The organism is Romboutsia sp., from assembly GCF_056995035.1.
Window position 1 is genome coordinate 25714 of sequence record NZ_JBXKIW010000033.1, and the last position, 10646, is coordinate 36359.

Here is a 10646-nt window from a genome sequence, read left to right on the forward strand (position 1 = left end):
ATAAACTATTATGGATATGAAAATATAATGAAGCGCAGTTGCATATATTTTTTTATAAACATACAATAAATATCATTCATATGTGTTAACTAGCTGAGTTGAGTAAATATAGTTAACTACTATATTAAAAAGGAGCATAAACATGATAGGCGTAATTTTAAAAGGACATGATTATAAATATGAAGTAGCCGAATTAATAAAATTATTCACTACTGATTTTGAATTTATAGAAGAAAAAAGTTTTGGAAGAATTCTAGAAAATGTTGTTCTTGTATATAATGATACATTAATAGCAAAAACGAAATACTATGAAAACTATGAATTAAAATATGAGTTTGCAGACCATATAGAAATAAAAGGTTTAGATGAACAAGAATTAAAAAAAGCAACAAAAGAAACTATAAAAAGAACTATGTTCAAGGTGCTACAAAATAGGCTAAATACATATGTACCTTGGGGAATACTTACAGGGATAAGACCTGTTAAAATAGTTCATACTTTATTAGGCAAAGAAATGGATGAAGCACATATAAGAGAAATCTTAAAAGAAAAGTATTATATAATGGATGAGAAAATAGACTTAGCTCTTGATATTGCAAAAAGAGAAAGAGTATTTATGTATCCAATAGATGAAAATAAAATTTCATTATATGTAAGTATACCATTTTGTCCAACAAGATGTTATTACTGTTCATTCCCATCCAACCCTATAAAGCAATTTGGACATCTTAAGAAACAATATGTTGAAAAGCTTATAGAAGAAATAAAGGGATTAGCTAAAATCATAAAGGATACCAATAAAGAAATAGAAACACTATACATTGGTGGAGGAACTCCAACTACTTTAGATGAAGATGAAATGGATACTTTAATAACTGCTTTGTTCAAAGAGTTAGACTTAAATGATATAAAAGAGTTTACAGTTGAAGCAGGAAGACCAGACTCCATAACTAGAGGTAAGCTAGAAGTTCTTAAAAAACACAATGTAAGTAGAATTAGTATAAATCCTCAAACTATGAATGATAAAACCTTAGAAAAGATAGGTAGAGATCATAATGTCTCTGATATAGTTGATTGCTTTAATATGGCAAGAGAGCTAGGATTTGATAATATAAATATGGATATCATACTAGGTCTTGTTGATGAAGACTTAGAAATGGTTAAAAATACTTTAGATCAAATTAAAAAACTTTCGCCAGAAAGCTTAACAGTTCATACTTTAGCTATAAAAAGAGCTTCAAATCTGAAAGAAAACCTAGATAAGTACGAACTTACAAGATATGAAGAAATGATAAAGATGATAGATTTATCAATGGAATGTGCACATAGCATGGGACTTAACCCATATTATATGTATCGTCAAAAACATATGCTAGGAAATCTAGAGAATATAGGATATGCTAAAGAAGGATACGAGTGTATATATAATATACAAATCATGGAAGAGAAACAAAGTAACTACGCAGTAGGTGCTGGGTCTATATCTAAATTTGTATATGTTGATGAAGACAGAATTGAAAGAGTAGACAATGTTAAAAACGTTGAGCAATATATAGATAGAGTAGATGAAATGATAGAAAGAAAGAGAAAGGAGATATACCAAAATGTTAACTAAGGCGCCAAGAGGAACTAAAGACATAACTCCAAAAGATTCTTATAAATGGAATTATGTTGAAAATAAATTCAGAGAAATTTGTTCATTATTTGGATACGAAGAAATGAGAACCCCAGTATTTGAACATACAGAGTTATTTAAGAGAAGTGTAGGAGATACTACAGATATAGTACAAAAAGAAATGTACTCATTCCAAGATAAAGGCGAAAGAGACATAACTTTAAAGCCAGAAGGAACAGCTGGTGTGGTTAGAGCATTTATAGAAAATAAACTGTATGCTGATACTCAACCAACAAAATTATTTTACATAACACCTTGCTTTAGATATGAAAGACCACAAGCAGGAAGACAAAGACAATTCCACCAATTCGGAATAGAAGCAATTGGAAGTGATAAGCCTTCAATAGATGCAGAAGTTATAGCTTTAGCAGTTCAATTCTTTAATGAAGTAGGTCTTAAAGATTTAGCAGTTAGTATAAACTCTGTTGGATGTCCAACTTGTAGAGCGCAGTATAATGCCAAATTAAAAGAATACTTAGATGCAAAAGTCGATGTATTATGTGAAACATGTTTAGATAGAAAAGATAAAAACCCTATGAGAGTTATAGACTGTAAAAATCCTAATTGTCAAGAAAACATAAAAGATATACCTTTTATGATAGACCATATATGTGAGGATTGTAGTACTCACTTTGATAAGTTACAAGAATATTTAAGAGAAATGGATGTAAACTTTGTAGTTGATAAAACTATAGTGAGAGGTCTTGATTACTACAAGAAAACTGCTTTTGAAATAATATCTAATGATATAGGATCTCAAAGTACAGTTTGTGGTGGTGGAAGATACGATGGATTAGTAGAACAACTAGGTGGACCAAAGGATATAAGTGGTATAGGATTTGGTTTAGGAGTTGAGAGATTATTATTAACTCTTGAAAATAACAATATAGAAATAGAAAATACACAAGCTACTGATATATTTATAGCAACTATTGGAGATGAAGCTAAAACAAAAAGCTTTAAATTACTTAAGGACTTAAGATATAATCACATAAGTGCAGAAAATGACCACTTAGACAGAAGTGTTAAAGCTCAGTTTAAGTATTCAGATAAGATAAACTCTAAATTCACTATAGTTATAGGTGATGATGAGCTAGCTAATGATACTGCTACACTTAAAAATATGGCTACTTCAGAACAAACTACTATAAAATTAAGTGAAATAGTTAAAGAATTACAAGAAAAATTATAATTAAATTAAAGTTATTTTTACTTGACATGGGTAAAGATAACTTTAAATTATGTTTATTTATAGTGTAAACTTAACAAAGTAAATAAGCATTAGTTGACATAAATTCAATAATGATAAATAATAAATTATAATCAAATGAAAATAAAGACTTGGAGGGTATATAATGGAGACTCTAAACGGATTAAAGAGAACTCACTATTGTGGGGACTTAAGAGAAACTAACATTGATGAAGAAGTTGTACTTATGGGATGGGTACAAAAGAAAAGAAACTTAGGTGGACTAGTATTCGTTGACTTAAGAGACAGAAGTGGATTATGCCAAATAATATTCGATACTGATGTTGATGCAGAAGCTTTTGCTAAAGCAGAAAAATTAGGATCTGAATTTGTTATAGCAGTTAAAGGTAAAGTTAATGAGAGATCATCTAAAAACCCTAATATGCCAACTGGTAATATAGAAATAGTTGCAAGTGAACTAAGAATATTAAATAAATCAGAAACACCACCAATATACATAAAAGATGACGATAATGTTTCTGAAGAATTAAAATTAAAATATAGATACTTAGATTTAAGAAAAGCATCTATGCAAAAGAACTTAATATTAAGAAGTAAAGTTGCTAACATTGTTAGAAACTATTTATCTCAAAATGATTTCTTTGAAATAGAAACACCTTTCTTAATAAAACCAACTCCAGAAGGTGCTAGAGATTATTTAGTACCAAGTAGAGTTAACGAAGGTAAATTTTATGCTTTACCACAATCACCACAATTATTTAAGCAATTATTAATGGTAAGTGGTATGGATAGATACTTCCAAATAGTTAAGTGTTTCAGAGATGAAGATTTAAGAGCTGATAGACAACCAGAGTTCACTCAAATAGACTGTGAAATGTCATTTGTTGAGCAACAAGATGTTATGAACATAATGGAAAAAATGGTTCAAACAGTATTTAAAGATACTTTAAATGTAGATGTTCAATTACCGCTTGCAGTAATGACTTACGCTGAAGCTATGGAAAGGTATGGTTCTGATAAACCAGATACTAGATTTGGATATGAGTTAACTAATATATCTGATATAGTTAAGAACTGTGGTTTTGGTGTATTTGCTAACGCTACTGTAGATGGTATGAGTGTTAGAGGTATAAATGTTAAAGGTAAGTCAGATGCAATTAGTAAAAAGCAATTAAGTAAAATAGAAGACCATGCTAAGACTTACAAAGCTAAAGGTCTTGCTTGGATGAGAATTGGTGAAAATAGAGAAGTAACTTCTCCAATAGCTAAATTCTTCAACGAGCAAGAAATGACTGCAATACTAGATAGAATGGATGCACAAGCTGGAGATTTATTATTATTTGTTGCTGATAAAAATACAGTAGTATTCGATGCTTTAGGACAAGTTAGACTTGAAGTTGCAAGAAGACTTGACTTATTAGATAGCAATGTTTACAACATGTTATGGGTAACTGAATTCCCAGTATTTGAAGAAGATGAAGAAAATGGAAGAATGATAGCTAAGCATCACCCATTCACATCTCCATTAGATGAAGATATAGATAGATTAGATGGTGACGATAAAGCATCTCTAAGAGCTAAAGCTTATGATATGGTTATAAATGGATATGAAGTAGGTGGAGGAAGTGTTAGAATATTTAACGCTGACGTTCAACAAAAAATGTTCAAGGCATTAGGAATGTCAGAAGAAGAAGCTCAGGAGAAGTTTGGTTTCTTATTAGATGCTTTCAAATATGGAACTCCTCCTCATGCAGGTATGGCATTCGGTCTTGATAGACTTGTAATGATACTTGCTGGAACTAATAACATCAAGGATGTTATAGCATTCCCTAAAAACCAAAGTGCTGTTTGTCCAATGACAAATGCTCCAGCAGTTGCTGAAGAAGCTCAATTAGAAGAGTTATGCATAAAGGTTGATATAGCTGAAAAACAATAATTAATATAAATAAAGCCTAATTCTTAATCTAAAGAATTAGGCTTTTTAATTACTTTTTAGAGTTATATTGGTCTAATAAAACTTGTTCTCCCATTTGTACTAATTTTCTACTCATCATTCCACCAACTTGCTCTCCAGCTAATACATTCTCAGCTTGACCTTTTAAAGTTCCTTGCTCAGCATTACTTTCGATTTTATTATTACTCATGTTATAGTTATAGCCTAGCTCACTAGCTATTTCCATTTTAAGACTATTCAAAGCCTGTTTTGCATTAGTTTTAGATTGTATATTCATAAAATTACCACCTTTTCAAAATTGATTTATAATAATATAATCAACATAATAGAGGTTATTTATAACAAGTAAAGATAAAAAAATAACTAATATGCAACGTTTTGCAAAAATAAGTTATAATATATATATCAAAGTAATATGAGGTGACACATGGAAGAGAAAAGTTTGGCAAAATCAAATGACAAAGAAGCTCTTATAAGAAGACTTAAGAGAATAGAAGGGCAAGTTAAAGGGATTCAAAATATGGTAGAGGAAGAAAGATATTGCGTAGATATACTAATTCAAATATCTGCAATAAGATCTGCTATAAATAAAGTAGGTACTATAATTTTAGAAAATCATATAAAGGGTTGTGTTTCAGAGAGTTTACAACATGGGGATGCTGAAATTAATGAGAACACTATAAATGAACTCATGAGTACTATAAATAAGTTTACTAAGTAAGTTTACTAAATAAGGGGGGCGATTTCATGGAACAGCAAGGATATATTATAGAGATAGTTGATAAAAGAACTGCTAAACTTAAGATGCAACGTCATTCAGCATGTGCATCTTGTGGTAAGTGTGCAACTACATCAGAAAAAAAAGATATAATAGTAGAAGTAGACAATACTCTAGGTGCACAAGTAGGAGATAAAGTAAAAGTTAATATGGAAACTGTAAATGTTTTAAAAGCAGCTGCAATAGTGTATATAGTACCTTTGGTAGCGCTTCTTGTTGGAACTATAGGTACTTATTTTGTACTAGATTTATTGAAAATAAGTACTAATAGAGAAACTATAAGTGGAGCTCTTGGACTAGTTTCAATGTTAATATCTTTTTTAATACTAAAGATGAATGATAAAAAATTTAGAGATAGTAGAGAATATATACCTATTGTCACAGAAGTAGTAAAAGCTGCTATTTAGCAGCTTTTTTAGTGGCTATAACTATGCTTATAGTTCTAGCTAATGAAGTTATAACTAACACTCCTAGTGCTATAGCTCCACCTACAAATAAGGCATCTGCACCAGTTGGAATTGCTAAGTCAAAATTCTTTTGAACTAAATACAACATAGTATTATACATACCAAGTCCCGGAACTAAAGGTATAATACCTGGAATTACAAATAGTATAGCTGGTTGCTTTAACTTTCTAGCCAATATTTCACTAAACATTGATACAATTGCAGCTGCAAAAAAGTTAGAAAATATAGAGTTAGAAGAAATACCCATTAAGTAGAAAAATACAGCCCAACCAACTCCACCAGTTATTCCAGCTGGAATTAAAGATGATACAGGTGCATTAAAAAATACCGAAAATCCCATTGTAGCAAAGAATGCAAATATAAAATGCATGTAAATAGGCATATCTGTCATTAGAATGCACCTCCCAATCTAAGCCACATATCAAGTATAAGACCTACACCACAAGCAATTGAAAGAGCTGTCATACCTGCGTCAAAAGCGCGAGCTACTCCAGACATCAAATCACCAGATATTAAATCACGAATTCCTTTTATAAACGATACCCCTGGAAGTAATGGCATTATAGAACCAACTATAAGCATTTTTGGTGTATCTAAAAATCCAACTTGAGTAAGCAAAACCCCTGCAGTTGCTATTAATAATGAGGCAACTAAACTTGAAAAAGCAGGTATTGAGCTAATCCTCATTATTTTCTTATATGATATAACTGCTAGTATAGATGTAACAAAAGTAAATAAGAAGTTGACTATATCATTTCCACCGAGTAAACAACCAAAGCATGCAGATGCAAACCCTGTGCTAAAATAAACTATATTAGGAGAATAAGAAGGTACTGAATTTAATTCTTTAAGCTCTTTTATAGCATCTTCAATATCCACCTCATTATTGTTTACAAATTCCCTAGAGAAATTGTTTAATAAAGAAATTTTATTTAAGTTTATAGCTCGACTTTTTATTGTTTTCATAAAAGATAAACCATCAAATCTTTCATCTGAAATTATTATTACTGTAGGAGATGTAAAAACATTTATATGATTAAAACCTCTAGATTTACAAACTCTAAGAACGCTATCTTCTACACGATAAGTTTCTGCTCCATTTGATAGCATAAGTTCACCAAGGAACAATGCTAACCGAAGAACATCCTTTTTATAACTTTGATACTCATTATTCATAAAACACCTCCGAATTAAGATTAATATAAAGATTATACCAAATTTTGTATCATATGTTTATTAAAATAATGTTAATATTTATGAATTAAATTTATCTATTGAACTTAAAGTATTATCCCAAGTTATATATATAGTTAAATCTTATGTATTTATACCAAATAATTAAATATGAGGGGTAATTCCATATAAATATGAATATATATATGATGAAATATTTATAGTTTATTTTGCCTAATTAATAAAAATTTATTATGGGAGGGATTAGATATGTTTGAAAATTTAAAAAAAGCAGATCCAGAAGTTTATAAAAGTATGAAAAGAGAGTTGATAAGACAACAAAGAAATATAGAATTAATAGCGTCTGAAAATATTGTTACAGTTCCAGTTATGGAAGCAATGGGAAGTCATTTGACTAATAAATATGCAGAAGGATATCCATCTAAAAGATATTATGGGGGCTGTGTACATATTGATGAAGTGGAAACACTTGCAATTGAAAGATTAAAAAAGATATTTGGTGCAGAGCACGCTAACGTACAACCACACTCAGGTGCTAATGCCAATATAGGAGTTTATTTTGCTATATTAAAACCAGGAGATACAGTGCTTGGTATGAATTTATCTCAAGGGGGTCATTTAACTCATGGTTCTCCAGTAAATATATCAGGTAAATATTTTAACTTCCATGAATATGGAATAAGCAAAGAAGATGGAAGAATAGATTATGAAGAAGTAAGAAAGGTTGCACGTGAAATAAAGCCTAAATTAATAGTAGCAGGAGCAAGTGCTTATCCTAGAGAAATAGATTTTAAAAAGTTTAAAGAAATAGCTGATGAAGTTGGAGCGATGCTTATGGTAGATATGGCTCATATAGCAGGATTAGTTGCAGCAAGGCTTCATCAAAATCCATGTGAAGTAGCAGACTTTGTAACAAGTACTACTCATAAAACTTTAAGAGGGCCTCGTGGAGGAATAATACTATGCAAAGAAAAATATGCAAATGCTATAGATAAAGCTATATTCCCAGGAATACAAGGCGGACCACTTGAACATGTAATAGCATCTAAAGCAGTTTGTTTTAAAGAAGCTTTAAGTGATGAATTTAAAGTATATCAACATCAGGTAGTTAAAAACTGTAGAGTACTGGCAGAAGAACTTATAAAAAGAGATTTTAAATTATTGAGTGGGGGTACTGATAACCACTTGATATTATTAGATTTAATTAATAAAAATATAACTGGAAAAGAAGCTGAACAGAGATTAGATGAAGCTTATATCACAGTTAATAAAAATTCTATACCAAATGACCCCAATGGACCAAATGTAACTAGTGGGATAAGAATAGGAACAGCCGCCGTAACTACAAGAGGAATGGTAGAAGAAGATATGGTAGCAATAGCTAAAGCTATAGATTTATGTTTAACATATAATGATGAAGAAGAAGCAAGAGAATTAGTAGTTGGATTAACTGACAAGTATCCTTTATATGAAGAATACAATCTTATGCCTGAAGAATTAACAAAACTTAATATATAAAATAATTTATATAAAAAGATGAATATTGTTGTATATTCATCTTTTTTAAGTTTATTGAGAAAAAAATTAAAAAAGTTAAGCAAATAATAAATATACAAGTTGCGTAACAACTTTTTTTTAAGAACATATAATAAAGAATATAATAAGAAATTACTATCATCAATCTAGGGGGGAATAAAATTGGTATTAACAGGAGGACATTACATCTATATTTTATTCATGATCATTATATTAATAACGATGATAATGAAAAAGGAAAGTGTAATACCATGTGTAATAGGTACATTTTTATTAGGACTATTCTATAAGAAAAGTTTAGTTGGAGCAATGGTTGGGGTATTCACCTCCTTTGTAGTAGCGCTGAATGAACTTGGGGGGATAATTCTAATTATAGGTATCATGGTAGCTTTGTCAAAATCACTAGAAGAAAATAATGCAATAGATTTTATGGTAAAACCATTTGCTAAGTTAATCAAAAACTCTACAACGGCATTCTTTGTAGCTGGTTTAACGATGTTTCTAATGTCGTGGTTTTTCTGGCCATCACCAGCATCTGCTTTAGTAGGAGCAATGTTTTTACCAATAGCTAGAAAATCAGGACTACCTGCAATGGGATTAGCAGTATCTATGAACTTATTTGGTCATGGGCTTGCCTTATCAACAGACTTTATTATACAAGGAGCACCGAGCATAACAGCAGGAGCAGCAGGCATACCAGTAGAATCAGTTATGCAAGAAGGGATGATACTATTTTGGGTAATGGGGATAGTAACTATAGCTGTGGCATTTTATATGCTAAGAAGAGATTTGAAAAATGGTATGTTTGATCAGGAATTAGCAACTACTAAAGATTTTGAAGTTAAAGAAGTAGGGACTAGGGCAAAGATATCAGTATTTTTAGTAGTAATTGGATTTATTTTAGATATAGTAGCGATGTATAAATTCGACCTTAAGGGAGGAGATGCATCAGCGTTACTAGGAGGAACAGCAGTAGCCTTATTAGTAGTAATAAATACTCTTAATAGTCCTAAAACGAGTTTAGACAAAGTAGCAGAACATATTATAGAAGGATTCACCTTTGCTATAAAAGTATTTGCAGTAATAATACCAATAGCAGCATTTTTCTATATGGGAGATGCACCAATAGTACAAGTATTTGGAGAAGTATTACCAAAAGGATCTCAAGGATTACTATCAGACATAGGTTTGGCACTTTCACAAACAATGCCTTTCAATAAAGTTGCAGCAGCTAGTATAGAAACAATAGTTGGTGCTATAACAGGTCTTGATGGTTCAGGATTTTCTGGAATGTCTCTAGCAGGTTCGTTAGCATCAGTATTTGGAACAGCTATAGATGTTAATGTAGGAGCGCTTACAGCATTAGGGCAAATAGCTGCAATATGGGTTGGAGGCGGATGTTTAGTTCCGTGGTCACTAATAGCAGCAGCGGCAATTTGTGGAGTAAGCCCAATAGAGTTAGGAAAAAGAAATTTTATACCTATAATGATAGGTCTTGCAGTAACAACTATAGTTGCCATATTCATTATTTAAATAAGAAAGGATATATAAATACAGGATAAATTGTAAAATATCCTGTATTTTGCTGTGTTTATGAAAATATAAATAGTAAATAAAAATAATTTTATAAAAAAGATTATAAAAAATGTTGACTATATATTCCATAGATGGTATAGTTATACTTGTCCTTAAGAAAAGGGCAAACAACAAAATGAACTTTGAAAATTAAACAGTAGGTTAATTTATAGAATTTGAAACAACCAAACATAAAGCCAGATATATAACAGTATCTGAGCCCTAGATAAACTTTTATTTGAGAGTTTGATCCTGGC

At 30.6% G+C, this 10646-nt stretch carries 10 protein-coding genes; 7 read left to right on the top strand and 3 right to left on the bottom strand.

Annotation, left to right across the window (positions count from 1 at the left end):
* Positions 1-142 precede the first annotated feature (142 nt).
* The 3 genes from hemZ (at position 143) to aspS (ending at position 4821) form a co-directional block, all read left to right on the top strand.
* The gene (gene hemZ / locus AC11VW_RS03930) at positions 143-1615 is read left to right on the top strand and encodes a coproporphyrinogen dehydrogenase HemZ (protein WP_484300088.1); all 1473 of its coding nucleotides are present in this window, start codon (positions 143-145) and stop codon (positions 1613-1615) included.
* Positions 1605-2867 carry a histidine--tRNA ligase gene (hisS, locus tag AC11VW_RS03935; RefSeq protein ID WP_484300089.1) on the top strand — a complete coding sequence of 421 codons (1263 nt, stop codon included), beginning with the start codon at positions 1605-1607 and terminating at the stop codon, positions 2865-2867. The genes hemZ and hisS overlap by 11 nt, the downstream gene beginning before the upstream one ends.
* A gap of 163 nt (positions 2868-3030) precedes the next feature.
* Positions 3031-4821 (top strand): aspartate--tRNA ligase, encoded by a 1791-nt coding sequence (aspS, locus tag AC11VW_RS03940; RefSeq protein WP_484300090.1) that lies wholly within the window; start codon positions 3031-3033, stop codon positions 4819-4821.
* Positions 4822-4870: 49 nt separating this feature from the next.
* Here aspS and AC11VW_RS03945 read toward each other — a convergent pair whose 3' ends face one another.
* A complete protein-coding gene (locus tag AC11VW_RS03945) occupies positions 4871-5116 on the bottom strand; it encodes a small, acid-soluble spore protein, alpha/beta type (RefSeq protein WP_484300091.1) in 246 nt (81 codons plus the stop codon).
* A gap of 150 nt (positions 5117-5266) precedes the next feature.
* Between AC11VW_RS03945 and AC11VW_RS03950 the strand changes: the two genes are divergently transcribed.
* Together AC11VW_RS03950 and AC11VW_RS03955 are read left to right on the top strand one after the other, a co-directional pair.
* A complete protein-coding gene (locus AC11VW_RS03950; RefSeq protein WP_484300092.1) occupies positions 5267-5560 on the top strand; it encodes a metal-sensitive transcriptional regulator in 294 nt (97 codons plus the stop codon).
* A 26-nt stretch (positions 5561-5586) separates the two neighbouring features.
* Entirely contained in the window at positions 5587-6024 is a 438-nt protein-coding gene (locus tag AC11VW_RS03955) for a SoxR reducing system RseC family protein (protein WP_484300093.1), read from the top strand.
* On the opposite strand, the gene AC11VW_RS03960 is transcribed toward AC11VW_RS03955, so the two are convergent.
* Entirely contained in the window at positions 6017-6475 is a 459-nt protein-coding gene (locus AC11VW_RS03960; protein ID WP_484300094.1) for a threonine/serine exporter family protein, read from the bottom strand. The two genes, AC11VW_RS03955 and AC11VW_RS03960, sit on opposite strands and share 8 nt — an antisense overlap.
* A complete protein-coding gene (locus AC11VW_RS03965; protein ID WP_484300095.1) occupies positions 6475-7260 on the bottom strand; it encodes a threonine/serine exporter family protein in 786 nt (261 codons plus the stop codon). The genes AC11VW_RS03960 and AC11VW_RS03965 overlap by 1 nt, the downstream gene beginning before the upstream one ends.
* A gap of 267 nt (positions 7261-7527) precedes the next feature.
* On the opposite strand from AC11VW_RS03965, the gene AC11VW_RS03970 reads away from it, so the two are divergent.
* Together AC11VW_RS03970 and AC11VW_RS03975 are read left to right on the top strand one after the other, a co-directional pair.
* A complete protein-coding gene (locus AC11VW_RS03970; RefSeq protein ID WP_484300096.1) occupies positions 7528-8796 on the top strand; it encodes a serine hydroxymethyltransferase in 1269 nt (422 codons plus the stop codon).
* Positions 8797-8976: 180 nt separating this feature from the next.
* Positions 8977-10347, top strand: a complete 1371-nt coding sequence (locus tag AC11VW_RS03975) for a hypothetical protein (protein WP_484300097.1) — start codon at positions 8977-8979, stop codon at positions 10345-10347.
* Positions 10348-10646: the final 299 nt, after the last annotated feature.

What these genes read in the sequence shown, in the direction of transcription:
- AC11VW_RS03960 (WP_484300094.1), bottom strand. Translation starts at nt 6,475, where the DNA reads ATGACAGATATGCCTATTTACATGCATTTTATATTTGCATTCTTTGCT.
- AC11VW_RS03945 (WP_484300091.1), bottom strand. Translation starts at nt 5,116, where the DNA reads ATGAATATACAATCTAAAACTAATGCAAAACAGGCTTTGAATAGTCTT.
- AC11VW_RS03965 (WP_484300095.1), bottom strand. Translation starts at nt 7,260, where the DNA reads ATGAATAATGAGTATCAAAGTTATAAAAAGGATGTTCTTCGGTTAGCA.
- AC11VW_RS03955 (WP_484300093.1), top strand. Translation starts at nt 5,587, where the DNA reads ATGGAACAGCAAGGATATATTATAGAGATAGTTGATAAAAGAACTGCT.
- AC11VW_RS03970 (WP_484300096.1), top strand. Translation starts at nt 7,528, where the DNA reads ATGTTTGAAAATTTAAAAAAAGCAGATCCAGAAGTTTATAAAAGTATG.
- hemZ (WP_484300088.1), top strand. Translation starts at nt 143, where the DNA reads ATGATAGGCGTAATTTTAAAAGGACATGATTATAAATATGAAGTAGCC.
- AC11VW_RS03950 (WP_484300092.1), top strand. Translation starts at nt 5,267, where the DNA reads ATGGAAGAGAAAAGTTTGGCAAAATCAAATGACAAAGAAGCTCTTATA.
- aspS (WP_484300090.1), top strand. Translation starts at nt 3,031, where the DNA reads ATGGAGACTCTAAACGGATTAAAGAGAACTCACTATTGTGGGGACTTA.
- hisS (WP_484300089.1), top strand. Translation starts at nt 1,605, where the DNA reads ATGTTAACTAAGGCGCCAAGAGGAACTAAAGACATAACTCCAAAAGAT.